At 69.1% G+C, this 23241-nt stretch carries 24 protein-coding genes and 1 tRNA gene; 15 read left to right on the top strand and 10 right to left on the bottom strand.

Annotated features, from left to right (window positions below):
- Positions 1–5: 5 nt before the first annotated feature.
- The 5 genes from mshC to AC1DWT_RS15370 form a co-directional block, all read right to left on the bottom strand.
- The gene (gene mshC / locus AC1DWT_RS15350; RefSeq protein WP_095863668.1) at positions 6–1253 is read right to left on the bottom strand and encodes a cysteine--1-D-myo-inosityl 2-amino-2-deoxy-alpha-D-glucopyranoside ligase; all 1248 of its coding nucleotides are present in this window, start codon (positions 1251–1253) and stop codon (positions 6–8) included.
- Between the two features lie 72 nt (positions 1254–1325).
- Positions 1326–2129, bottom strand: coding sequence for an SCO1664 family protein (locus AC1DWT_RS15355; protein WP_072941779.1), 804 nt, complete (start codon positions 2127–2129; stop codon positions 1326–1328).
- 3 nt (positions 2130–2132) lie between these two features.
- Complete coding sequence (locus AC1DWT_RS15360; RefSeq protein ID WP_072941781.1) at positions 2133–2726, bottom strand: DUF3090 domain-containing protein; 594 nt, start codon at positions 2724–2726, stop codon at positions 2133–2135.
- A 128-nt stretch (positions 2727–2854) separates the two neighbouring features.
- The gene (locus AC1DWT_RS15365; RefSeq protein WP_072941784.1) at positions 2855–3553 is read right to left on the bottom strand and encodes a histidine phosphatase family protein; all 699 of its coding nucleotides are present in this window, start codon (positions 3551–3553) and stop codon (positions 2855–2857) included.
- A 40-nt stretch (positions 3554–3593) separates the two neighbouring features.
- Positions 3594–4439, bottom strand: a complete 846-nt coding sequence (locus AC1DWT_RS15370; protein ID WP_477921258.1) for an undecaprenyl-diphosphate phosphatase — start codon at positions 4437–4439, stop codon at positions 3594–3596.
- 232 nt (positions 4440–4671) lie between these two features.
- Between AC1DWT_RS15370 and AC1DWT_RS15375 the strand changes: the two genes are divergently transcribed.
- The 5 genes from AC1DWT_RS15375 to AC1DWT_RS15395 all read left to right on the top strand — a co-directional run bounded on the left by AC1DWT_RS15375 (position 4672) and on the right by AC1DWT_RS15395 (position 9357).
- Positions 4672–5601, top strand: a complete 930-nt coding sequence (locus tag AC1DWT_RS15375; RefSeq protein WP_072941788.1) for an aldo/keto reductase — start codon at positions 4672–4674, stop codon at positions 5599–5601.
- A gap of 96 nt (positions 5602–5697) precedes the next feature.
- Positions 5698–6384 (top strand): biliverdin-producing heme oxygenase, encoded by a 687-nt coding sequence (locus tag AC1DWT_RS15380; protein ID WP_072941791.1) that lies wholly within the window; start codon positions 5698–5700, stop codon positions 6382–6384.
- The gene (locus AC1DWT_RS15385) at positions 6381–7421 is read left to right on the top strand and encodes a heme/hemin ABC transporter substrate-binding protein (protein ID WP_206012607.1); all 1041 of its coding nucleotides are present in this window, start codon (positions 6381–6383) and stop codon (positions 7419–7421) included. Before AC1DWT_RS15380 ends, AC1DWT_RS15385 begins: the two co-directional genes overlap by 4 nt.
- Positions 7418–8491: a FecCD family ABC transporter permease gene (locus AC1DWT_RS15390; protein WP_072941795.1), complete on the top strand. Its 1074-nt coding sequence runs from the start codon at positions 7418–7420 to the stop codon at positions 8489–8491. The genes AC1DWT_RS15385 and AC1DWT_RS15390 overlap by 4 nt, the downstream gene beginning before the upstream one ends.
- Entirely contained in the window at positions 8488–9357 is an 870-nt protein-coding gene (locus AC1DWT_RS15395) for a heme ABC transporter ATP-binding protein (RefSeq protein ID WP_072941963.1), read from the top strand. Before AC1DWT_RS15390 ends, AC1DWT_RS15395 begins: the two co-directional genes overlap by 4 nt.
- 10 nt (positions 9358–9367) lie before the next feature.
- On the opposite strand, the gene AC1DWT_RS15400 is transcribed toward AC1DWT_RS15395, so the two are convergent.
- On the bottom strand, positions 9368–9721 hold the full coding sequence (locus AC1DWT_RS15400) for a hypothetical protein (protein WP_072941965.1): 354 nt from the start codon (positions 9719–9721) through the stop codon (positions 9368–9370).
- Between the two features lie 184 nt (positions 9722–9905).
- Between AC1DWT_RS15400 and AC1DWT_RS15405 the strand changes: the two genes are divergently transcribed.
- The 3 genes from AC1DWT_RS15405 to AC1DWT_RS15415 are packed head-to-tail and all read left to right on the top strand — an operon-like array spanning position 9906 to position 12237.
- Positions 9906–10916, top strand: coding sequence for an NHL repeat-containing protein (locus AC1DWT_RS15405; protein ID WP_095863667.1), 1011 nt, complete (start codon positions 9906–9908; stop codon positions 10914–10916).
- On the top strand, positions 10917–11156 hold the full coding sequence (locus AC1DWT_RS15410) for a DUF5703 family protein (RefSeq protein ID WP_072941800.1): 240 nt from the start codon (positions 10917–10919) through the stop codon (positions 11154–11156). It begins immediately after the preceding gene.
- Between the two features lie 10 nt (positions 11157–11166).
- Positions 11167–12237 carry a quinone-dependent dihydroorotate dehydrogenase gene (locus AC1DWT_RS15415; protein ID WP_206012608.1) on the top strand — a complete coding sequence of 357 codons (1071 nt, stop codon included), beginning with the start codon at positions 11167–11169 and terminating at the stop codon, positions 12235–12237.
- A gap of 76 nt (positions 12238–12313) precedes the next feature.
- Here AC1DWT_RS15415 and AC1DWT_RS15420 read toward each other — a convergent pair whose 3' ends face one another.
- Positions 12314–12844 carry a YbhB/YbcL family Raf kinase inhibitor-like protein gene (locus AC1DWT_RS15420; protein WP_072941804.1) on the bottom strand — a complete coding sequence of 177 codons (531 nt, stop codon included), beginning with the start codon at positions 12842–12844 and terminating at the stop codon, positions 12314–12316.
- Positions 12845–12877: 33 nt separating this feature from the next.
- The gene (locus AC1DWT_RS15425; protein ID WP_477921263.1) at positions 12878–14230 is read right to left on the bottom strand and encodes a M20/M25/M40 family metallo-hydrolase; all 1353 of its coding nucleotides are present in this window, start codon (positions 14228–14230) and stop codon (positions 12878–12880) included.
- A gap of 111 nt (positions 14231–14341) precedes the next feature.
- On the opposite strand from AC1DWT_RS15425, the gene AC1DWT_RS15430 reads away from it, so the two are divergent.
- The 7 genes from AC1DWT_RS15430 to AC1DWT_RS15460 all read left to right on the top strand — a co-directional run bounded on the left by AC1DWT_RS15430 (position 14342) and on the right by AC1DWT_RS15460 (position 21797).
- Positions 14342–14427 (top strand) — tRNA-Leu (locus AC1DWT_RS15430).
- A gap of 72 nt (positions 14428–14499) precedes the next feature.
- Positions 14500–15954: an SDR family oxidoreductase gene (locus AC1DWT_RS15435; protein ID WP_072941810.1), complete on the top strand. Its 1455-nt coding sequence runs from the start codon at positions 14500–14502 to the stop codon at positions 15952–15954.
- Between the two features lie 106 nt (positions 15955–16060).
- The gene (locus tag AC1DWT_RS15440; protein ID WP_072941812.1) at positions 16061–16477 is read left to right on the top strand and encodes a universal stress protein; all 417 of its coding nucleotides are present in this window, start codon (positions 16061–16063) and stop codon (positions 16475–16477) included.
- An 87-nt stretch (positions 16478–16564) separates the two neighbouring features.
- Positions 16565–16975 carry a DUF2784 domain-containing protein gene (locus AC1DWT_RS15445; protein ID WP_072941814.1) on the top strand — a complete coding sequence of 137 codons (411 nt, stop codon included), beginning with the start codon at positions 16565–16567 and terminating at the stop codon, positions 16973–16975.
- Between the two features lie 35 nt (positions 16976–17010).
- A complete protein-coding gene (locus AC1DWT_RS15450) occupies positions 17011–18255 on the top strand; it encodes a saccharopine dehydrogenase family protein (RefSeq protein WP_095863664.1) in 1245 nt (414 codons plus the stop codon).
- A 262-nt stretch (positions 18256–18517) separates the two neighbouring features.
- On the top strand, positions 18518–19483 hold the full coding sequence (locus AC1DWT_RS15455; RefSeq protein WP_072941819.1) for a sulfite exporter TauE/SafE family protein: 966 nt from the start codon (positions 18518–18520) through the stop codon (positions 19481–19483).
- A gap of 133 nt (positions 19484–19616) precedes the next feature.
- Positions 19617–21797 (top strand): malate synthase G, encoded by a 2181-nt coding sequence (locus AC1DWT_RS15460; protein WP_477921267.1) that lies wholly within the window; start codon positions 19617–19619, stop codon positions 21795–21797.
- 50 nt (positions 21798–21847) lie between these two features.
- Here the strand turns inward: AC1DWT_RS15460 and AC1DWT_RS15465 are convergent, their stop codons facing one another.
- Complete coding sequence (locus AC1DWT_RS15465) at positions 21848–22585, bottom strand: anti-sigma factor (RefSeq protein ID WP_206013481.1); 738 nt, start codon at positions 22583–22585, stop codon at positions 21848–21850.
- Complete coding sequence (locus AC1DWT_RS15470) at positions 22578–23156, bottom strand: sigma-70 family RNA polymerase sigma factor (protein WP_124393860.1); 579 nt, start codon at positions 23154–23156, stop codon at positions 22578–22580. Before AC1DWT_RS15470 ends, AC1DWT_RS15465 begins: the two co-directional genes overlap by 8 nt.
- Positions 23157–23241: the final 85 nt, after the last annotated feature.

Consider the following 23241-nt stretch of genomic DNA (forward strand, 5'->3'; position numbering starts at 1 on the left):
AGTACTCACGGGCGGCGAAGCCGCACACCGAGAAGGGCATCCACAGCCGCGGCGAATTCGCTCGGCGCGTTCGTGTCGGAACCACCGTTGTCGAGGGCGCGGCGGGCCCAGCCGTCGAGGGCGTCGAGCGCCTTCGGGGTGTCGAGGTCGTCCGCGAGATGCTGGCGCAGCCGGGCAATCGTGTCGGTGGCGGACTGCGCTGACTCGAGTGCGGCGGCATCTTTCCACAACTGGAGCCGGGTATGGGCGTCGGCGAGAACCTGCTCGGTCCACGGACGGTCCTGCCGGTAGTGCCCGGACAGCAGTCCGAGGCGGATGGCGGTCGGGTCGACGCCCTCGCCGCGCAGTTTCGACACGAACACGAGGTTGCCGCGGCTCTTCGACATCTTCTCGCCGTCGAGACCGATCATGCCGGTGTGCACGTAGTGGCGCGCGAAGCGGCGATCCCCGGTAGCCGACTCGGCGTGCGCCGCGGAGTACTCGTGGTGCGGGAAGATCAGGTCGCTGCCGCCGCCCTGGACGTCGAAACCCGAGCCGATGCGGTTGAGGGCGATGGCCGAGCACTCGATGTGCCAGCCGGGACGCCCGGGACCGAACGGCGACGGCCAGGACGGCTCGCCCGGCCGGGCCGCACGCCACACCAGCGCGTCGAGGGGATTCTGCTTGCCGGGGCGGTCCGGGTCGCCGCCGCGTTCGGCGAAGAACTTGTCCATCGTCGCGCGGTCGTAGCCGGATTCGTACCCGAACTGCTCCGTCGCGTCCGCGCGGAAGTACACGTCTGGGAATTCGGCGTCGTCGACGACGTAGGCGGCGCCGGACGCGACGAACTTCTCGACCATCTCGATCACTTCGCCGATCGATTCCACCGCGCCGATGTAGTCGCGCGGGGGAATCACCCGGAGGGCTTCCATGTCTTCGCGGAACAGAGCCGTCTCGCGCATGCCGAGGACGACCCAGTCCTCGCCGTCGCGGTTGGCGCGCTCGAACAGCGGGTCGTCCACGTCGGTGACGTTCTGGACGTAGTGCACGTCGTGCCCGGCGTCACGCCAGATCCGGTTCACCAGATCGAACGTCAGGTACGTGGCGGCGTGACCGAGGTGGGTCGCGTCGTAGGGGGTGATACCGCACACGTACATCGTGGCCGTGCGTCCGGGAGTGACGGGGCGCACCTGCCGGTCGGCGGTGTCGAACAACCGCAGCGGAGGCCCCTGGCCTGGAACGGACGGGACAGCGGTTTCGGACCAAGACTGCATGACAGCGAGCCTAATGGACCCGCGTTTCCGCCTCGGAGGGAGCCGCCGCCCGCCGGGCTCCGAACGGGTCGCTCAGAACGCGGGCCACGGGATGGGCCGGTGACCGTTCGGCCGGGGCATCACGGGTGCGGCGAGAAGGTCCACGGCGCGCTCGTACAGCGCGGCCACCTCGCCGGACGTGATGTGCTCGCCGAGCCGCGCGCCGAAGTCGCCCTCGAGTGAGGAGATCAGTTCGGCGATGTCGACGACGAGGGCGCCCGGCACCTCCGTCCCGGCCCACCCCCACAGCACGGTCCGCAATTTGTTCTCCGTGTGCAGGCAGATGCCGTGGTCGACGCCGTAGACGGAACCGTCGAGACCCTCGAGCGCGTGGCCGCCCTTGCGGTCGGCGTTGTTGATCAGCACGTCGAGAACGGCCATCCGCTGCAGCCGCGGGTCGTCCGCGTGGATCAGTGCGACCGGTTCGCCGTCCATGTCGGTGGCGCGCAAGATCTCGAACCACCCCTCGGGGACGGCGTCGGGCGCGCAGATGTCGACCAGGTCGAGACCGCCGGTGTCGTCGGCGTGCCGGTCCGGGGTGTCGACCCACCGCTGCACCATCCCCGGGCCGAACGGACCGTCCCGCAGGAGAGTGCGGGGAATCACACCCCACCCGAGCTGCTCGGACACGAGATACGACGCGTACTCCCGTCCGGCGAGCGTGCCGTCCGGGAAGTCCCACAGCGGGCGTTCCCCGCGGACCGGTTTGTACACGCAGCGGACGGTGTTCTCACCCGCGGCCGCGTCGCAGACCAGGGTGGCGTTACTGGCGTGGGTGATCTGGCCGATGAGGGTCAGCTCGCCGGACTCCAGGGGATCGGACTCCTCGGCAGGCAACCGTCAGTCCTCCTCGTCCATTTCCGGGGTGAGTCCGAAGCTCTGGCCGCGGCGGTACCCGTTGGTGCGGATGCAGATGTGTCCCTCCGGGGCGAGCGGCTCGCCGCACAGCGGGCACGGTGCGCGACCGGCGGCGATGACCCGCTCGGACCGCAGGGAGAAGTCCCTCGCCTGCAGCGGGGTGAGGAAGACGCGCACGGCGTCCGGTCCGTCGTCGGAGTCGTCGAGGACGACGGACTCGTCGAATTCCGTCTCGCTGACGGCGAGCAGTTCCACGACGACGGCTCCGGCGTCCGCGTCCCAGCCCAGGCCCATCGTGCCGACCCTGAACTCGGCGTCGATCGGGGTGACGAGTGGGCTCGAGTCGTCGAGTTCGGCCCCTTCCGGGGGAACCTCCGTGCCGAACCTGCGGTGCACTTCCTCGAGGAGAAGTCCCATCCGGTCGGCCAGGACCTGTACCTGCTGTTTCTCCAGTAGGACGCTGATCACTCGCGCCTCGTGTACTGCCTGGAGATAGAACGACCTGTCGCCGGGTTCGCCCACCGTCCCGGCAATGAATCGGTCAGGAGTGCGGAATACGTGAATTGCGCGTGACATTGCACCTCCTTCAGCTGGAGCCGGGCCCTACTGCGGCGCTGCCCACTCGTTGTTCCGTCTCGGACTGTTCCTCGCAGCATGCTGCGTTCATTATCCGTCAATCGTTACCGGCGGTGTCCGCCCAATCATCACAACCGGACCTCCCCGCCCGGCACCGATCCGGATACTTCGGCCCGGGCGCCGTCTCCCGACGCCGGTGGCACGTTCACCCCCGACAGATCGGCCCCGGTGTCGTTCATCTTCAGCACGTAGGGGCGGGTGGAGGTGTACCGGACGACGCTGATGGAGGCGGGTTCCGCGACGATCCGCTGGAATCCGTCGAGGTGCGCGCCGAGGGCGTCCGCGAGGACCGACTTGATGACGTCACCGTGCGAGCAGGCCACCCACACGACGTCGCGGCCGTGGAGTTCCGCGAGCCGGGCGTCGTGCTCCCGGACCGCGGCGACGGCCCGCGCCTGGACCTGGGCGAGCCCTTCTCCGCCGGGGAACACGGCGGCGGACGCGTGCTGCTGCACGATCTTCCACAGCGGCTCCTCGAGCAGGACCTTCAGCTCGCGACCCGTCCACTCGCCGTAGTCGACCTCGACCAGCCGATGTTCCACCACCGGGGTCAGGCCCCGTGCTCGGGCGAGCGGTGCCACCGTCTGCTCGCACCGCAGAAGCGGTGAGTGCACGATCTCCTCGATCACCACGTCGGCGAGCCGGGCCACGATCGCCTGCGCCTGCTCGCGGCCGCGGTCGTCGAGTTCGACTCCCGGTGACCGGCCGGCGAGCGTGTGTGCAGTGTTCGAGGTCGACCGCCCGTGGCGCAGCAGCACAACTGTCATTGGCCCAGCCTAGTGTCGCGCACTCCCCGACCGCCCGATCTCAGGTGGCCGACACGACGCCGGTCGCGAGAAGCGACAGGACGATGACGCCGAGGATTATGCGGTAGCCGACGAACCAGTACATGGAGTGGTCGACGACGAAACGCAGCAGCCACGCGATCGACGCGTAACCGATGGCGAWGGCGATCGCGGTCGCGACGAGGAGCTGCGGACCGCTCGCGTTGAGACCCTCACCGGCCGGTTCGAATGCGTCCGGCAGGCTGAACAGCCCGGATGCGACGACCGCGGGGATGGCGAGGAGGAACGAATAGCGGGCCGCGGCTTCGCGGGTGAGTCCGAGGAAGAGGCCGGCGCTGATCGTGCCGCCCGACCGCGAGACTCCCGGGATCAGGGCGAGCGCCTGGGCCGAGCCCATGATGATGCCGTCCTTGGCGCGCAGGTCCTCGACGGGACGCACCTTCCGCCCGTAGTACTCGGCCGCCGCGATGACGAACGCGAACACGATCAACATGGTGGCGATCAGCCACAGGTTGCGGGCTCCGGTGCGGATCTGGTCCTTGAACAGGAACCCGAGCACACCCACCGGAATCGTGCCGATGATCACATACCAGCCCATCCGGTAATCGAGGTCACTGCGATGCTCGGCATGAAACAGTCCCCGGAACCAGCCGGCGATAATCCGTCCGATGTCCCGGGCGAAGTAGATGAGCACCGCGGCCTCGGTGCCGAGCTGGGTGACGGCGGTGAACGAGGCACCGGCGTCGTCACCGAAGAAGACCTCCGACACGATCCGGAGATGGCCCGACGAGGAGATGGGCAGGAACTCGGTCAATCCCTGGACGGCACCGAGGACAATCGCCTGGAGCCAGGTCATCGCCTCGCCCATCACTCACCGGTCCCGAGGCCGAATGTGCCGCTCTGACGCCAATTTCCCATGTCGCGTTCGTAATTCACCGGCGCCACGGTACCGGTGGGGGTGACCTCCGGCAGAATCCGGCGTGGCAGGACCCCTGCCACGCGATACCCCACTACTCTGCTCCTGTGGTGGCCGGTCCCGGGGGCACCAGCATCTTCGGGGGATGCCCGGGTTGCAGCTACGGTACGAGACGCAGGCGGTTATGGAACAGAGATCGGTCGGAGCAAGCGGGTTGCGAGTGTCACGTCTCGGCCTGGGCACGCTCACCTGGGGTCGGGACACCGACGGCGACGAAGCCGCCGCGCAGATCGCGGCGTTCGTCGATGCGGGCGGAACCCTCGTCGACACCTCCCCCGCATACGGCGACGGTGCGGCGCAGCGGATCCTGGCGGAACTGCTCGACGACGTGGTGCCGCGCACGGAACTCGTCCTGAGCTCGAGTTCGGGCATCAACCCGGCGGGACCCTCGCGAATCGACTGCTCGCGACGGGGACTCGTCGCCCAGCTCGACGCGACCCTGCGCGAGCTCGGCACCGACTACCTGGACATGTGGCAGGTCGCCACGTGGGATCCGTTCACGCCGGTCGACGAGGTCGCCGCCACACTCGATTTCGCGGTGTCCAGCGGCCGGGTCCGGTACGTCGGGGCGAGGGGCTACCTGGGCTGGCAGCTGGCGACCGCGGCAGGCGCGTCCCGGGGCACCACGCTCGTCGCCACGCAGGTGGAGTACTCGCTCCTCGCCCGGGGCGTCGAGGAAGAGCTCGTTCCGGCAGCCGCCCATCACGGCGTCGGGATGTTCGCGGCCGTGCCGCTGGCCCGCGGGGTGCTCACCGGCAAATACCGCAACGGCATCCCCGTCGATTCACGCGGGGCCGACGAAGCGCACGCGCAGGACGTCCAGAGTTACCTCACCGACTCGTCCGTGCGGGTGGTGGACGCGGTCGTGACCGCCGCCGACGGTCTCGGCACGTCCCCGCTGGCGGTCGCACTCGCCTGGGCACGCGACCGTCCCGGGGTCGCGAGCGCGGTCGTCGGGGCCAGGGACATCGCCCAGCTGACCGGAGTGCTCGTCGCCGAGGAGCTGGAATTGCCCGCAGCGATCGCGGCCGCGCTCGACGACGTCAGCGCGTAGCGCGGGCGGGCAGGCGGACGTGCACCTGCAGTTCACGTGCAGGGCAGGCTAACCTGGTGCTCACCGGCCGACGTCCGTAGATCCGCAGGAGAGTCCATGACCACGCTGAACGAGGCCGACGCGGCCGACCGCGGAACCGTCGGCTTCGCCGAGCGCATCAAGGCGGGCACGGACGCCGCTCACCGGGAGACCGAGCAGTCCCGCTTCGTCGGGGCCCTGCTCGCCGGTGAGCTCACCTCGGACGGCTACGCCGAACTGCTCGCGCAGACGTACCTCGTCTACCGCGAACTCGAGGACGCCGGGCGCGCCCACACCGGCAGCCCCGTCGTGTCGCCGTTTCTCCACGACGAGCTGTTGCGGGTTCCGTCGCTGGAAGCGGATCTCGAGTTCCTGCGCGGGCCGTCGTGGCGGGACACCGTCTCCGCGCTGCCCGCCACCACCCGGTACGTGGAACGGCTCCGCGAGGTGGCGTACGAATGGCCCGCCGGTTTCGTTGCGCACCACTACATCCGGTACATGGGCGACCTGTCGGGCGGGCAGATCATCCGGCGCATGCTCGAGCGCGCCTACGGGTACAGCACCGAGGGCCTGCAGTTCTACACCTTCGACGAGATCCCGAAACCGAAGGTGTTCAAGGATACCTACCGCGCGACACTCGACGCGGCGCCGCTGTCTCCGGAGGACCAGCAGCGGGTGATCGACGAGGTCAACCTCGCCTACCGCCTCAACGGCGCCCTCTTCGCCGACCTCGAAGCCGGCATCGACCGGTATCGCGCACGATGAGGCTGGTGTCCCGTACCCGCGCAGACAGGTCGCTGTTCGCCGTTCTCGTCCTGCTCCTGGTGGCCGCGGTGGCCGTGTCGGCGTGCAGTTCCGGTACCGGCGACAGCGCGGGCGGTACCGGCGGCGCGCGCACGGCGGTCCTCGACGACCTGAATCCGGAGCCTCTCGCGTCCCCGGCGACACCGGCGCTGCCCGTCACGGTCCGCAGTTTCGACGGGGTGGACGTGACGATCACGGACGCGAGCCGGATCGTGACCGCGGACCGCTACGGAACGCTCACCGAGACGGTGTTCGCGCTCGGGCTCGGCGACAACGTGGTGGGCCGGGACATCGCGTCCGAGTTCCCGGCCGCGCAGGACGTGCCGGTGGTCACACCGGGTGGGCAGTCCCTCAATGCCGAGGCCATCCTCGACCTGGCGCCGACGGTGATCCTCACCGACACCAGCATCGGACCGCAGGCGGTGCAGGATCAGCTGCGGGCCGCCGGGGTGCCGGTGGTCTATTTCGATCCGACGCGCACCCTCGACGGCGTGCCCGGCCAGATCACCGCGGTGGCGGATGCGCTCGGGGTGCCGGAGCAGGGCCGGGAACTCGCGGCCCGCACGGAGAGCGAGATCGCGGCGGCCCGCAGTCGCGCGCCCCAGGGCGAGAATCTGCTGAAGATCGCGTTCCTCTATCTGCGCGGCACCGCGATCACCATGATCGGCGGCCCGGGATCGGGGGCCGACTCCCTGATCGACGCGCTCGGCGCCGTCGACGCCGGTACCGCCTCGGGGATCACCCAGCAGTTCGCCCCGATCACCAGCGAGGCACTGATCGCCGCCGCCCCCGACGTGCTTCTCATGATGACCGGTGGACTCGAATCGATCGGCGGGATCGAGGGCCTGGAGAAGGTCCCCGGGGTGGCGCAGACACCGGCGGGCAGGAACCAGCGGGTCGTGGACATGCAGGACGGGGTGCTGTTGAGCTTCGGCCCCAACACCGGTCGCGTCCTCGGCGCTCTGGCCGACGCCGTCTACCCGGCCGCCACTCCATGACGGTCGAAGACCTCGACGCTCCTGGTAAGCCCTCGTCACGCACCCGGACCGGTGCCGTTCTCGGCGGTCTGCTGATCGCCCTCGCCGTCGCCGCCGTGTTCTCGGCCTGCATCGGTCAGGTGCCGACCGGCCCCGGGGAGGTCGTCGGAAGCATCCTGCACCGCGTCGGACTGGATCTCGGGCCGATGCCCGCGCACCCCAGCGGTGAAGTGACGCTGTGGGAGGTCCGGTTCCCCCGCGTGATCCTCGCGATCCTGGTCGGGGCGGCACTGGGATGCGCGGGAGCGCTGCTGCAGGGTGTGTTCGCCAACCCGCTCGCCGAACCCGGCGTCATCGGGGTGTCCGCGGGCGCCGCGGTCGGCGCCAGCGCCGCGATCGTCGTCGGCGGCGCGTTCGCGGCCGGGTGGACGGTGGCCGCGGCCGCCTTCGTCGCCGGACTGGTCACGACCGTCGCCGTGTATCTCCTCGCCCGGCACGAGGGCCGCACCGAGGTCGTCACCCTCGTCCTGACCGGTGTCGCGGTCAACGCGTTCGCCGGCGGACTCATCGCCTTCTTCACGTTCGTCGCGTCCCCTGCGGCGCGCGATCAGATCGTCTTCTGGCAACTGGGCAGCCTCAACGGGGCCACCTGGAGCGCGGTCGCGGTGGTGGCGCCGATGACGGTCGCCGGGATCGCCGCCACGATGACGATCGCCGGGAAACTCGACCTGCTCTCGCTCGGCGAGAACGCGGCACGTCACCTCGGCCTCGACGTCGAACGGCTGCGTCAGATCGCGGTGCTGATCGTCGCCCTGCTCGTCTCGTCCAGCGTGGCCTTCACCGGCATCATCCTGTTCGTCGGGCTGGTGGTCCCGCACCTGATGCGGATCGCCGTCGGTCCGGGCCACCGAGCCCTGATTCCGGCGAGCGCGCTGTGCGGTTCCCTCGTGCTGCTGCTCGCCGACCTGGGCGCCCGGTCGCTCGTGGCCAACGCGGACCTCCCCCTCGGCATGCTCACGGCCCTCGTCGGCGGGCCCTTCTTCTTCTGGTTGCTGCGCCGCACCCGGGCCAGTCAGGGCGGATGGGCATGAATCCGTCGTTCCGCACCCGCGTCGGCGAGGCCCTCGAGCAGAACCTGTTCCGGCGGACCGATCCGGTGCCCCCGCCGCGACCCTCGGGGGCCGTGACGCTGCGCGCGGACGGCATCGCCGTCACCCGCGGCGGCAGACCCGTCCTCGACGACGTGTCCGTGGACGTGCGGATCGGGGAGGTCCTCGTTCTCGTCGGCCCCAACGGGGCGGGCAAGTCGACGCTTCTCGCGGCGCTGTCGGGTGATCAGGACGTCCACGCGGGCAGCGTGCACCTCGACGACCGGGACCTCGGCGAGTGGACGGCGCTCGAGATGGCCCAGCGACGGGCGGTCCTCCCCCAGCAGAACACGGTCGGATTCTCGTTCACCGCACGTCAGGTGATCACGATGGGCCGGTCCCCGTGGGCGCGCACACCCCGCACCGACGACGACGCCGCCGCGATCGCCGAGGCCATGCGGATCTGCGACGTGGTGGCGTTCGCCGACCGGCCGTTCACCGCGCTGTCGGGTGGCGAACGCGCCCGCGTGGCGCTGGCCCGGGTGCTGGCGCAGCGGACCGAGACGATCCTGCTGGACGAGCCCACCGCCGCCCTCGACCTCGGCCATCAGGAGACGGTGATGCGTCTCGCCCGCTCCCGCGCGGAACGGGGCACCGCGGTGGTGGTCGTGCTCCACGACCTCGCACTCGCCGCCGCGTACGCGGACCGGATCGTGGTCCTCGAGCAGGGCCGCGTCGCGGCCGACGGGCCTCCCCGCGACGTCCTGTCCGAGGACCTGCTGACCCGGGTGTACGGGCACCCCGTCGAGGTCATCGCGCACCCGGTGACCGGCGCGACCCTCGTCCTCCCCCGCCGCGACCACCGCTAGCGGCCGGCGGTCACAGTCCGTCGATGACCGCGCCCAGGCGGCTGAGGACCGCACGCACGGTGATGCCGTCCTCCGTCCCCACCACCAGGGAATCGGGATCGGACACGGCGTCCCGCACGACGGCGACGATGCTGCGCTCGTCGGTCAGGTCGATCTCCCGGACCGAGCGCCGCGCCGACGCCACGATGTCGTCCGGGTCCGGGACCTCGGTTTCCACGTCGGCGCGGTAGACCTCGACGTGCATCGTGCTCTTGCGCACGCGGAATGCGTAGGAGTTGCCTTCGGCGGTCCGGCCGAAGCCGTGCGCGTGCGGTCCGACCGAGATGTCTTCGACGGTGAACGTCGGCGTTTCGGGTGTTTCCACGGTCTGCTCCTCGATGACCTGGGCCGGCGGTCGGGAAACCACCGGGCGCGGGGTCGATGTTTCTCACGGTATCGCCTCGGCACCCGCTCGGCACCGACCGAATTCGTGGGCGTTTCGCGGATCAGGGATGCTAGTGGACAGTTGTGCAGGTGTAGGTCGTTGAGAGAACCCCGAGGAGCAGCACATGGGTAGACCGGGAGCGCGCGTCGTCGCCTCGTGTATCGGAGCGGCATTTCTACTGGTCACGGGTTGTTCGTCGAACTCCGACGAGGATCAGGCGATCACGATCGCGCCCGCGACTGCCGCGCAGTCCCCGGCGCAGAGCACCGCGCCCGCGGGTGTCGTCCACCCCGTCGGCGTGCCGATCGATTCGACCACCTTCGACCCCGAGACCCGCACGACCGTCGTCCTCGGCGGCGAAGGCAACGAGATCCTGCTGTTCCCGGCCGGCGATTTCACGGCGGCTCCGCGCACGATTCCGCTCGACGGGGCCGTCGCCCAGGTCTCCCTCGCTCCCGGCGGCGTGGCCCTTCTCGCGATGAACACGCAGGTAGGACGGCTCGACCTGCGCACGGGCGAGGTGACGTTCGTCCCCGCCGACGGCGACGTCCGTTCGGTCGCGCAGTTGCCCGACGGCCGGCTGGCGATGGGCCTGGGCAATGGCGAGATTCACATCGTGAACACCGAGACGAACGAGTCACAGGTGATCGACGGCCTCACCTCCGTCGACGGGCTGGCCGTCGTCGGCGACTCGCTGACCGCCCTCGACCGCGGTCAGACGTCCGTCACCGCCGTCGACGTCCCGGGTTCCGCGCTCGGCGTCGCGCTGCGCGCCGGTGAAGGTGCGACGCAACTCACCACCGACCACTACGGGCGCATCCTCGTCACCGACACCACCGGCGACGAACTGCTCGCCTACACCACCGACACACTGATGCTCCGTCAGCGGTTCCCAGCCGGACTTGCGCCGTACGCCGTCGCCTACGACGACTCCGCCGACCGGGCGTGGGTCACGCTGACCGGAACCAACGAGGTGGTCGGATTCGACCTGTCCAGCGGTGTCGGCGTGGAAACGGCCCGGTATCCCACCGTCCGGCAGCCGAACTCTGTCAGTGTGGATACCGTGAACGGTGACCTCCTGATCGGTTCCGCGACGGGAGACGGCTTGCAGCAGATCCCGACGAGGAGTTCGTAGATGGCATCGCATTCACGTCGACTCCCCTCCGGGTGGGAGATCGAATCCGAGGACTACGAGTACGTGCCGCTTCGGCTGCCGCCCGACGTCACCCGCGTCAGCGCATCGATGCGCTTGGCCATCCAGGCGGAATTCGGCGGCTGGGAGCTGTCGCGGGTCCGTCTGTACTCCGACGGAAGCCGCCGAGTTCTGCTCAAACGAAGGAAGACCGCTCACCATGTCCCCGACCCCGCAATCTAGGGAGACCTCCTTGTACCACCTGCTCTTACGGGTGATGTTCTGCCTTCCTCCGGAGCGAATTCATCACCTGGCCTTCGCTGCGATGCGCCTGGTCACGCGGTTCTCGCCGCTGCGCCAACTCGTCGCCAGGGTTCTCGTGGTGGACGATCCGATACTGCGGAACACAGTGTTCGGACTCGACTTCCCGGCGCCGCTCGGGCTGGCCGCCGGGTTCGACAAGGACGCCACCGGTGTCGACGCGTGGGGTCCTCTCGGATTCGGGTTCGCCGAAGTGGGCACCGTCACCGCCCAGGCGCAGCCCGGCAACCCGGCTCCCCGCCTGTTCCGGCTGCCCGCGGACCGTGCCCTGATCAACCGGATGGGGTTCAACAACCACGGCGCAGGCAACGCGGCCAATCACCTGCGTCAGCGCCGGGCCGGCGTCCCGATCGGCGCGAACATCGGCAAGACCAAAATCGTGGACGCCGCGGACGCCCCTGCCGATTACACAGCGAGCGCGCAACTGCTCGGCCCGCTCGCCGATTTCATGGTGGTCAACGTCAGCTCACCGAACACCCCGGGACTGCGCGACCTGCAGGCCGTCGAATCCCTCCGGCCGCTGCTGCGTGCGGTACTCGACACCGTGACCGTGCCCGTGCTGGTGAAGATCGCCCCGGACCTGTCCGACGACGACGTCGACGCGGTCGCGGATCTCGCCCTCGAACTCGGCCTCGCCGGCATCGTCGCGACCAACACCACCATCCGGCGAGACGGCCTGAACACCCCGGACGACGAGGTGACGGCGATCGGCGCGGGCGGGTTGTCCGGCCCTCCGGTCGCCGAACGATCCCTCGAGGTCCTGAACCGCCTGCACGCACGGGTCGGGGATCGCCTGGTGCTGATCTCCGTCGGCGGCATCGAGACGCTCGACCAGGCGTGGGAACGCATCCTGGCCGGGGCGTCCCTCGTGCAGGGGTACACCGGCTTCATCTACGGCGGCCCGTTCTGGGCTCGCCGCATCCACAAGGGCCTGGCCCGGAAGGTGCGCGAGGCCGGCTACTCCTCGATCGCCGATGCGGTCGGCGCCGGCGCCGTGCGCTGACGCAACCCGCACCGAGACCGGTGGCCGGAGAATCCCGAGGATTCGCCGGCCACCGGTGTTTCCGGAACTACCGGAGTTACTGCTCGTACGTCCCCTGGATCTTCGCGCGGGCGATCGCGTGGGAGAACAGGTTGAACCCCAGGAACGCGGGCGTCGACTCGGCCGTGACGCCGTCGAGGGTCTCCACGTCGACCGCGTGGACCACAATGATGTAGCGGTGCGGCCCGTGACCTGCCGGCGGGGCGGCGCCGAGGAAACGACTCAGTCCGGCGTCGTTCTTCAGCGTGATCGCACCGGTCGGGAGCCCGGTTCCCTCGTCGTCGCCTGCGCCGCTCACCAGCGTGGTCGTGTCGGCCGGGATGTTCGCGACCGCCCAGTGCCAGAACCCGGACACCGTCGGCGCGTCGGGGTCGTACACCGTCACCGCGAAGCTCTTGGTCTCGGCGGGGAACCCCGACCACGACAGCTGCGGTGAGTTGTCGTGGCCGCCGGCGCCGAAGATTCCGCTGACCTGTTCCTTGTTCAGCGGCTGCCCGTCGGTGACGTCGGTGGAGGTCAGCTCGAAACTCGGCAGGTCGGGAAGTGCCTCGTACGGATCGTGTGACATGCGGTTCCTCTCTTGTCGCGTATCGGTTTTCGATCAGCTGTGGAGCAGAAAATGTTCCAGCACGCGTGTACCGAACAGTAGTGCGTCCACGGGTACCCGTTCGTCGACGCCGTGGAACAGCGCACCGAAATCCAGGTCCGCAGGCAACTGCAGCGGTGCGAATCCGAAGCACCGGATGCCGAGCTTCGCGAACGCCTTGGCGTCGGTTCCGCCCGACAGCATGTACGGCACGGTGCGGGCGCCGGGGTCGTGGGCAAGGATGGCGTCGTTCATGGCGTCGACCAGATGCCCGTCGAACGTGGTCTCGTAGGAGTCGAGCTTCGTGATCCATTCGCGCTGGACGTCCGGTCCGATGAGTTCGTCGATCGTCGCCTCGAACTCGGCCTGCCTGCCGGGCAGGATCCGGCAGTCGACGACGGCCTCCGCGGTCTGCGGGATGACGTTGGCCTTGTAGCCGGCGGACAGCATGGTCGGGTTCGCGGTGTCACGGAGCGTGGCACCGAGGATGTTGGCGATGGAGCCGAGTTTCGCGAGGGTGCCGTCGAGGTCGGGCGACGTCGGGTCGAAGTCGAGTCCGGTCTCCTCGCCTGCCGCTTCGAGAAATTCGGCCACAGAATCGGAGATGACCAGCGGGAACGTGTGTGCCCCCAGCCGGGCGACCGCCTGCGCCAGGATGGTGACGGCGTTGTCGCCGTGCAGGAACGAACCGTGTCCGGCCCGGCCCTTCGCGGTCAGCCGCATCCATCCGAGACCCTTCTCCGCCGTCTCGACGAGATAGAGCCTGCGGTCCGTGCCGTCCGGGCGGGCAACGGTCAGGGAGAAGCCGCCGACCTCGCCGACGGCCTCCGTAACCCCCTCGAACAGATCGGGACGATTCTCGACCAGCCACTGGCAGCCGTACTTGCCACCGGCCTCCTCGTCGGCGACGAACGCGAACACGAGGTCGCGGGGCGGAACGATGCCCTCCGCCTTGAACTGGCGGGCGACCGCCAGGATCATCCCGACCATGTCCTTCATGTCGACGGCGCCGCGACCCCACACGTACCCGTCCTCGACGGCTCCGGAGAACGGGTGGACGCGCCAATCGGCCGGTTCGGCGGGTACGACGTCGAGGTGACCGTGCAGCAACAGCGCGCCGCGGTCGGGGTCCGAACCCTTCAGCCGCGCGAACACGTTGCCGCGACCCGGTGCGCCCGACTCCACGTATTCGGTCTCATAGCCCACTTCCTGCAGCTGGGACGCCACCCACTCCGCACACTCGCGCTCGCCCTTCGTCGTCGCGAGCTCTCCGGTGTTGGACGTGTCGAAGCGGATCAGTGAACTGACGAGATCCACGACTTCGGCTTCGGCGCGACCCTGGCCTGGGGTTTCCTGTGTAGTTGACACTCCACTTTCCTACCATCGGGCAGGCGGAAACGCTCAGGTGAGAGGGGCGATTTGGGCCGTGGCGGTTCATCGGTTAATCTTTTGCAGCACCCAGGAAATGGGGGCAGGCAAGTCCGAGTGGCGGAATGGCAGACGCGCTAGCTTGAGGTGCTAGTGTCCTATTAACGGACGTGGGGGTTCAAGTCCCCCCTCGGACACTCTGAGTTGAGACAGACGAAAAGGCCCCGGTTCACTGAACCGGGGCTTTCTTCGTGAGAGGGCGAAGTTCGATGGGTGAAACAACGACGACGATCGATCCGGCGGATCTCGAGATCTGCCTGAAAGTTCTCGATCTGGCGGCAGACCTCGACGACGCGGATCCCGATTCCGTCACGGTCCAGCGTGCTGTCGGTCACCTTTTCAAGAAGTTGAAGAAGCGCAGGCGGATCGCGGCCCGCGACGCCGTCTCCGAGGCCGACCGTAAGATCGTCGCCGCCACCGCGACGGGTTCCCCCGACCGGATCGACGACGAGACCGCGGGCATCCTGCTGACGTCGAACGCCGACGGCGCGTCCGCGGGCACCCTGATCCGGCCCCGCCCGTGCTACATCTGCAAGCAGCGCTACACCCGGGTCGATGCGTTCTACCACCAGTTGTGCCCCGAGTGCGCGACGAAGAGCCGCGCCAAGAGGGACGCGCGCGCCGACCTCACCGGACGCCGGGCGCTGCTGACCGGTGGTCGCGCCAAGATCGGCATGTACATCGCGCTGCGGTTGCTCCGCGACGGCGCCCACACCACCATCACGACCCGTTTCCCCAACGACGCCATCCGCCGCTTCAAGGCGATGGAGGACAGCAGCGAGTGGATCCACCGGCTGCGGGTGGTCGGTATCGATCTGCGTGACCCGGCGCAGGTCGTCGCGCTCGCCGACTCCGTCGCCGCGCAGGGCCCGCTGGACATCCTGATCAACAATGCCGCGCAGACGGTGCGACGCTCGCCCGGCGCCTACAGCGCGCTGGCGGACGCCGAATCCGGTGCGCTTCCCTCCGGCGACCTTCCCGACGTCCTGACGTTCGGCAAGACGAGCGACGCCCACCCGGCGGCGCTCGCCGGGTCGCTGTCCGACGTGTCCGTGATGGCGGGCGCCGCGCTGTCCCCCGACGCGGTGAGTTCGCTCGCGCTGGTCGCGAAGTCGGCGTCTCCCGATCGGATCGATCAGGGTCTCGCGATCGACGCCGGCGGTCTGCTGCCCGATCTGGCGCACTCGAACAGCTGGGTCCAGACGGTCGAGGAAGTCGACCCGATCGAGCTGCTCGAGGTGCAGTTGTGCAACTCGGTCGCCCCGTTCATCCTCGTGTCCCGGCTGCGGCCCGCGATGGCGGCGGCAGGTGCGCGCCGCAAGTACGTGGTGAACGTCTCCGCGATGGAAGGCCAGTTCAGCCGCGCGTACAAGGGTCCCGGGCATCCGCACACCAACATGGCGAAGGCCGCGCTGAACATGCTCACCCGCACCAGCGCGAAGGAGATGCTCGAGGACGGCATCCTCATGACCGCGGTGGACACCGGGTGGATCACCGACGAGCGACCGCACTACACCAAGATGCGCCTGGCAGACGAGGGTTTCCACGCCCCCCTCGACCTCGTCGACGGCGCCGCCCGCGTCTACGACCCCATCGTCCAGGGCGAGCAGGGCGTCGATCTGCACGGCTGCTTCCTGAAGGACTACGAGCCCTCACCCTGGTGATCGAGCACCACACAAACCCCCGTTTCGAGAGCATCGACACAGCCGGAGCACTGTCCGGCGTGGGGATAATGGACGTGGTACCGATCCCTGAATATGGAGGCGCTTCATGGCGATAGCCGTTGTCCACCGAGACAGCCCGGAAGGCCGGGCGGCCATCGTCCACGCCGCCCGCGAGGCTGTGCAACGACGGGAACAGCTACTCGTCCTCCACGTCCTCGACGACGACCCCGGACAGGATGCGGAGTCCGACCGGTCCGCTCTGCGCGCCGAGATCCAGGCGACGCTCGAGAGCGGCGGGGTCGGCGAGTCGTCGTGGGAACTGCGCACCAGCGAACACGACGGCGATCAGGTGAGCGCACTGCGCACGCTGGTCGACAGCAGCGGCGCGGACCTGCTCGTCGTGGGCACCCGGCGCATGTCCCCGGTCGGCAAGTTCCTCCTGGAACGATGGCTGCAACGCCTCCTGCTCGAGGTCGATATTCCGATCCTGGTGGTCAAGGAAGAGGCGCGCGGCCCCGCCTGATTTCGTTCCGAGCCCGTTCCCCCGTGGACCCGGCAGCCCGCGCCTACGATGGCGTAGGGGGACGCTTCGGAGGTCAGGGGTGCATCGATGGGGAGCGTGGTCTTCTACGAAGTCGTCGCCGACGCGACGGTCGTCGCACACCTGATCTTCATCCTCTACGTCGTGTGCGGTGGTTTTCTCGCCTGGCGGTGGCCGCGGACCATCGCCCTCCACCTGGCGGCGGTTGCCTGGGGGTTCACCGGCCTGATCGTCGGCATCGACTGCCCGCTGACGCATCTGGAGAGTTGGGCCCGCGTCCGCGCCGGGCAGGACCCGCTCCCCTCGTCCGGGTTCATCGCCCACTACCTCACCGGCGTGGTCTACCCGGAATCCGCCGCGGGAGCGATCCAAACCCTCGTGGCGCTGGGCGTCGTCACGTCGTGGGCCGGTTATGTCGTCCTGCGGGTCCGCACCCGTGCACCCCTCACACCGACCCGCCCCGGCGGCGCCGGACTCTGACCTCACCCTTCCCTACCGACGAGTAGGGTCGTGTCATGACAGACAGCACACGTGAATTGGATCTCGTCGTGTACGGGGCCACCGGCTTCGTCGGCAAACTCCTCGCCGACTATCTCGCACAGCACGCCCCGGAYGGTGTCCGGATCGCGCTCGCGGGGCGGACGGCCGCCAAACTGGAAGCGGTGCGGTCCGCGCTCGGTCCGCGCGCGGCGGACTGGCCCCTCATCGTCGCGAATTCCGACGACGCCGCGTCGCTCGCCGCCCTGGCGGGACGCACCCGCGTGGTCGCGACGACGGTCGGCCCCTACGCCAAATACGGACACGCACTCGCGGCGGCCTGCGCCGAGGCGGGCACCGACTACGTCGACCTCACCGGAGAGGTGCTGTTCGCCCGCGAGAGCATCGACGCCAACCACGAACGGGCCCGCGAGACCGGCGCCCGGATCGTCCATTCCTGCGGTTTCGACTCCATTCCGTCCGACCTCGGGGTGCACGTCCTGCACGCGAAGGTCCGTGAGGACGGCGCGGGTGAACTCACCGACACCACCCTGGTGGTCACGTCGCTGCGCGGCGGCGTCAGCGGCGGCACGATCGATTCGCTCCGCACCCAGGTGGACGTGTCCAAGAAGGACGCGGCGTCGCGCCGTCTCGCGGCCTCGCCGTACTCGCTGAGCCCCGACCGGTCGAAGGAACCGGATCTCGGCAAGCAGTCCGACATGGGTGTGGTCGACGGCAAGACCATCGCGCCCGGGGTCAAGGGCTGGAAGGCGCCGTTCTTCATGGGCCCCTACAACACGCGGGTCGTGCGGCGCAGCAACGCGCTCCGCGATTGGGCGTACGGCCGGGAATTCAAGTACCGCGAGGTCATGAGTGTCGGCAGTTCCCCGATCACGCCGGTGATCGCGGGTGCGGTGACGGTCGGCCTCGGCGCGTTGATCGCCGGCATGGCCCTCCCTCCCACCCGGTACGTCCTCGACCGCGTTCTGCCCTCACCGGGCGACGGTCCCAGCGAGGAGGCGCAACGCAACGGCCACTTCACCGTCGACCTGTACACGACCACCACCACGGGCGCGCACTACACGTCGCGGGTGAAGGCGAAGGGCGACCCCGGCTACCGCGCCACCGCGGTGATGCTCGGCGAATCCGCGTTGAGTCTCGCCCTCGGCGGCGACGCGCTCCCGGACGCGGCAGGTGTCCTCACTCCGGCGACGGCACTCGGCGACGTGCTGGTCGCACGGCTGCGCGACGCGGGCATGGAGATCTCCGCGCGAAAGCTGTGAACGGGTGGGCGCGTGTGAAGATGACACGCGCCCACCCCTCCCGCTAATGTCGATCCTTGTGCGCGGATGGCTGTGCACACGACGCGAGACACGGGAGTTCGAGTGAACGGCACGAGCGCGCAGGCAGGCCCCGCGGCCTCGCTCGCCCTCATGCCCTTCTGGCCCTCCCGCCGAGGCCATGCCTTCGACCAGGGATGTTGCTGACCAGCCTGCTCGCTGGTCTTTGCTGCCCTGACGGTTCGCTCTCTCGGTCGGAGTCTCGATGTTCAAGCTCTTGATTTTCACGCTGGTCGGCGTGGGTGCCCAGCTGGTCGACGGCGCCCTCGGCATGGCGTTCGGCGTGACTGCGACCACCCTGCTCGTGTTCAGCGGCGTCGGGCCCGCCCACGCCAGCGCGGCGGTGCACTTCGCCGAGGTCGGCACGACGCTCGCCTCCGGGGCGTCGCACTGGCGGTTCCGCAACATCGACTGGCCCCTCGTGCTCCGCCTGGGCGTCCCCGGCGCCATCGGCGCGTTCCTCGGCGCGACGGTGCTGTCGCAGTTGTCGACGGCCGCCGCCGTCCCCGTGACGTCTACGATCCTGCTCGCGATCGGCGTGTACGTCCTCCTCCGCTTCTCGATCCGTCCTCCCGCCGTCAACGACGCGCGGACGTCGCCGCACACGGCGAAGTTCCTCTCACCGCTCGGACTGTTCGGTGGATTCATCGACGCGAGCGGTGGCGGCGGCTGGGGGCCGATCACCACCAGCACGCTGCTCTCGCGAGGCAAGACCGCGCCGCGCACGGTCATCGGCTCGGTCAGCGCGTCGGAGTTCCTGGTGTCCGCCGCGGCCAGCATCGGATTCATCTTCGGGCTCGGCAGCGACTTCTTCGACAACATCCCCATCATCGCGGGTCTGGCGCTCGGCGGAATCATCGCCGCACCGGTCGCCGCGTGGCTCGTCAGCCGGGTGCCTGCGACCCTTCTGGGCACCGGTGTCGGCGGCATCATCATCATCACCAACGCGCAGAAGCTGTTCAAGACGTTCGACGTGACCGGCGTCCCCGCCGCCCTCGGCTACATCGCCCTCGTGGCGGGGTGGGCCGGACTGCTCGTGGTTGCGTGGCGCCGCTCGCGTCTCAGCGCCGCGGAGGCCGCGGGCGATCTGCACCGGATCGACACCGAGATCGACACGCTCGGTGAGCCGGAAGCGCAGTCCCTGGAGCCGTCCACCGGCGACAAGGCCTGAGCTCACCTCACACCTCCGCCCGGATCGAGAAGCCGCCGGACATCTGCCACACCGCATCCTTACCAGCGGGTAACATTGGTCGCGGTTCATGGCACCCGTCCGGTGCTCCGATAGCGGAACAGTGAGGCTTTTCATGACTGAGCGTGTTGAGGTCGGCGGTCTGCAGGTCGCGAAGGTGCTCTACGACTTCGTGAACGAGGAGGCGTTGCCGGGGACCGGGATCGACGTCGACGGKTTCTGGTCGGGTGCGGTGAAGGTGATCGAGGACCTGGCRCCGAAGAACCGGGCCCTGCTCGCCACCCGCGACGATCTGCAGGCGCRGATCGACCGGTGGCACCGCGACCACACCGGCACCCCCGACCCGGCCGAGTACCAGCAGTTCCTGACCTCGATCGGCTACCTGGTGCCGGCGCCGGCCCCGTTCRCGGTGTCCACGGCGAACGTGGACGCCGAGATCACCTCGACCGCCGGCCCGCAGCTGGTGGTCCCGGTCCTCAACGCCCGCTTCGCCCTGAACGCCTCCAACGCCCGCTGGGGGTCGCTGTACGACGCCCTGTACGGCACCAACGCCATCCCCGASGACGGCGGCGCCGAGCCGGGCRMCTCCTACAACACGGTCCGCGGCGACCGGGTCATCGCCTGGGCCCGCACGTTCCTCGACACCGCCGCCCCCCTCACCGAGGGCTCGCACGCCGACRCCRYCSGCTACACCGTCGACGGGGACACCCTGCGGGTGGAGTTGGCGGACGGCACGATCACCGGGCTGGCCGAACCGGGCAAGTTCGTCGGCTACCTCGGYRMCCCGGCCACCCCGWCSKSGRTSCTGCTGCGCAACCACGGCCTGCACGCCGAAATCCAGATCGACCCSACCTCCCCGATCGGGTCCACCGACSSSGCCGGGATCAAGGACGTGGTGCTCGAGTCCGCGGTCACCACCATCATGGACTTCGAGGACTCCGTCGCCGCCGTCGACGCCGACGACAAGGTCATCGGCTACCGCAACTGGCTCGGYCTSAACCGSGGTGATCTGACCGAGGAGATGACCAAGGGCGGSAMSKCGTTCACCCGCCGGCTGAACCCGGACCGCACCTACACCGCCCCCGACGGCACSSACCTCACSYTGCACGGGCGGTCGCTGCTGTTCGTCCGCAACGTCGGGCACCTGATGACCACCCCGGCGATCCTGCACCCGGACGGCACCGAAATCCCSGAGGGCATCCTCGACGCCCTGCTCACCTCCCTCTGCGCCGTCCACGGGCTGTCCCGCTCGGAGGCGTCGGGGCCGCTGGTCAACTCCCGCACCGGGTCGATCTACATCGTCAAACCCAARCAGCACGGCCCCGACGAGGTCGCGTTCACCACCGAMCTGTTCGGCCGCGTCGAACAGGTCCTGAACCTGCCCGCCAACACGTTGAAGGTGGGGATCATGGACGAGGAGCGGCGCACCACCGTCAACCTCGCCGCCTGCATCCACGARGCCCGCGAGCGGGTGGTGTTCATCAACACCGGGTTCCTCGACCGCACCGGCGACGAGATCCACACCTCGATGGAGGCCGGGCCGATGATCCGCAAGGCCGAGATGAAGCAGCAGACCTGGATCACCGCCTACGAGGACTGGAACGTCGAYRYCGGYYTGGCCGCCGGCCTGCAGGGCAAGGCGCAGATCGGCAAGGGCATGTGGGCGATGACCGAACTGATGGCCGAGATGCTCGAGCAGAAGATCGGCCACCCGAAGGCSGGCGCGAACACCGCGTGGGTGCCGTCGCCGACCGGGGCCACCCTGCACGCCACCCACTACCACCAGGTCGACGTGTTCGCCGTCCAGGACCGGTTGAAGGGGGCCCCGCGGGCCACCCTCGAGCAGATCCTCACCATCCCCCTSGCCSMGRACACCGACTGGACCGCGGAGCAGAAGCAGCAGGAACTCGACAACAACTGCCAGTCCATCCTCGGSTACGTGGTCCGGTGGATCGACGCCGGCGTCGGCTGCTCCAAGGTCCCCGACATCCACGACGTCGCCCTGATGGAGGACCGCGCCACCCTCCGCATCTCCAGCCARYTGCTGGCGAACTGGATCCGGCACGGCGTCGTCACCGCCGACCAGGTCGTGGCCTCGCTGCAACGGATGGCGCCGGTGGTGGACCGGCAGAACCAGGACGACCCSACSTAYCGGCCGCTGGCCCCGGACTTCGACACCAACATCGCGTTCCAGGCCGCCAAGGAACTCATCCTCGACGGCACCGCSCAGCCSTCSGGCTACACCGAACCGATCCTGCACCGCCGCCGCCGCGAATACAAAGCCGCCAACGCCTGACCCCCACGTGAGCGGCRAAGCGTGCTCGCGCACGCTTTGCCGCTCACGTGTCAGGTGAGGTTCACCGTCGCGAAGATGTCGCCGGTGGGCTGGGTGGAACCGCCGGGCGGTTCCACACTGAATCCGAGTGCCGTGGACTGGTCGATGTCGTTCACGACCGCGGTCGTCGACGGTGACACGTCGTCGGCCTCCATGATCCCGGCGGACACCGGTTCGTGCGACGGCCCGAGCAGCCACATCTGATAGACCGAACCGGGCTCGGGCGGTGGGACGTCGTTCATGACCAGCAGTCCGGCGTCGACGTCCTTGGAGTACACGACGGTGGCCGAACCGCCACCGGCGATCGGTGCTGCCGCGGTGCGGACGTCGTCGGCCGCGAGGATCTGCGCGGGAACGGGTTGGGTTTCGTCGCTCTGCAACTGCTGGGCGACGGTGATGCCACCGACGGCGAGGACGACCACGGCGGCCGCCGCACCCAGAGCGCCGAGGAGACGCCTGCGCCGGCGCGCACGAACCTCGTCCAGCGCCACCGGCGCGGGTGCCGAGGCAGTACCGGGCAGGGCATCGCGGATGCGCCCGAGCAGGTAGTCGGGCGGTTCGACCGCGGTGGACGCGGACTGGGCGGCCATCGTCTCGCGCACCCCGCGCACCGCGTTGTCGAACTGCAGGCGAACGTGTGGCGGTGCGCCCTGGAGCGCGGTGTCGATCTCTCGGCGCTGCTGATCGTCGACGGCGTCGAGTGCATACACCTGAGCGAGGTCGAGGATGTCGTGCTGGGACTCATCCATCGAACTGCACCCCCAGACATTGCTTGAGCCTGATCAATCCGTCTCGAATTCGTGATTTCACCGTGGGAAGCGCCACGGACAACCGCTCCGACACTTCCCGGTAGGTCAGCCCCCCGTAATACGCGAGGACCACGGTTCGCTGCTGGACTTCGGTGAGCGTGCCGAGGCAGTCGACGACGTCGCTGGTGTCGCCCCGCCGGGTGACTTCCTCCGACACCGCGTCGAACGGTCCGTACCAACTCGAGGCGCCGTAGGCGGCTTCCCGTTCGGATCCGGACTGCTCGGACCGCACCCGGTCGACGGCGCGGCGGTGGGCGAGGGTGATCAGCCACGACAGCGGCGACCCCTGCTTCGGATCGAATTTCGCCGCGTTGTTCCAAACCTGCAGGTACACCTCTTGGGTGGTTTCCTCGCTGTATCCGGGATCGCGCAGCACGCGCAGCACCATGCCGTACACCCGCGCGCTGGTGCGTTCGTAGAAGTCGCTGAACGCATCCCGCTCGCCGCGCGAGATACGCGCCAGCAACGCCGTCAGCGTCACGTTCTCCGTGTCCCTGTCGACGCCGGTCATCGGCCCATTCCGTTCATCGATCCACAGCCTAATAGCAGGTTGCGGCCGGTGTGACCAGGACAGGACCTGGGGAGGGGGGAGCGAT

The sequence above is a fragment of the Rhodococcus sp. P4_B6 genome (assembly GCF_056402215.1).

Bases quoted from the DNA above. Each gene is read 5' to 3' on its own strand.
- mshC (WP_095863668.1), bottom strand. From the start codon at position 1,253: ATGCAGTCTTGGTCCGAAACCGCTGTCCCGTCCGTTCCAGGCCAGGGG.
- AC1DWT_RS15360 (WP_072941781.1), bottom strand. From the start codon at position 2,726: ATGTCACGCGCAATTCACGTATTCCGCACTCCTGACCGATTCATTGCC.
- AC1DWT_RS15365 (WP_072941784.1), bottom strand. From the start codon at position 3,553: ATGACAGTTGTGCTGCTGCGCCACGGGCGGTCGACCTCGAACACTGCA.
- AC1DWT_RS15375 (WP_072941788.1), top strand. From the start codon at position 4,672: ATGGAACAGAGATCGGTCGGAGCAAGCGGGTTGCGAGTGTCACGTCTC.
- AC1DWT_RS15380 (WP_072941791.1), top strand. From the start codon at position 5,698: ATGACCACGCTGAACGAGGCCGACGCGGCCGACCGCGGAACCGTCGGC.
- AC1DWT_RS15385 (WP_206012607.1), top strand. From the start codon at position 6,381: ATGAGGCTGGTGTCCCGTACCCGCGCAGACAGGTCGCTGTTCGCCGTT.
- AC1DWT_RS15390 (WP_072941795.1), top strand. From the start codon at position 7,418: ATGACGGTCGAAGACCTCGACGCTCCTGGTAAGCCCTCGTCACGCACC.
- AC1DWT_RS15395 (WP_072941963.1), top strand. From the start codon at position 8,488: ATGAATCCGTCGTTCCGCACCCGCGTCGGCGAGGCCCTCGAGCAGAAC.
- AC1DWT_RS15405 (WP_095863667.1), top strand. From the start codon at position 9,906: ATGGGTAGACCGGGAGCGCGCGTCGTCGCCTCGTGTATCGGAGCGGCA.
- AC1DWT_RS15410 (WP_072941800.1), top strand. From the start codon at position 10,917: ATGGCATCGCATTCACGTCGACTCCCCTCCGGGTGGGAGATCGAATCC.
- AC1DWT_RS15420 (WP_072941804.1), bottom strand. From the start codon at position 12,844: ATGTCACACGATCCGTACGAGGCACTTCCCGACCTGCCGAGTTTCGAG.
- AC1DWT_RS15435 (WP_072941810.1), top strand. From the start codon at position 14,500: ATGGGTGAAACAACGACGACGATCGATCCGGCGGATCTCGAGATCTGC.
- AC1DWT_RS15440 (WP_072941812.1), top strand. From the start codon at position 16,061: ATGGCGATAGCCGTTGTCCACCGAGACAGCCCGGAAGGCCGGGCGGCC.
- AC1DWT_RS15445 (WP_072941814.1), top strand. From the start codon at position 16,565: ATGGGGAGCGTGGTCTTCTACGAAGTCGTCGCCGACGCGACGGTCGTC.
- AC1DWT_RS15455 (WP_072941819.1), top strand. From the start codon at position 18,518: ATGTTCAAGCTCTTGATTTTCACGCTGGTCGGCGTGGGTGCCCAGCTG.
- AC1DWT_RS15465 (WP_206013481.1), bottom strand. From the start codon at position 22,585: ATGGATGAGTCCCAGCACGACATCCTCGACCTCGCTCAGGTGTATGCA.
- AC1DWT_RS15470 (WP_124393860.1), bottom strand. From the start codon at position 23,156: ATGACCGGCGTCGACAGGGACACGGAGAACGTGACGCTGACGGCGTTG.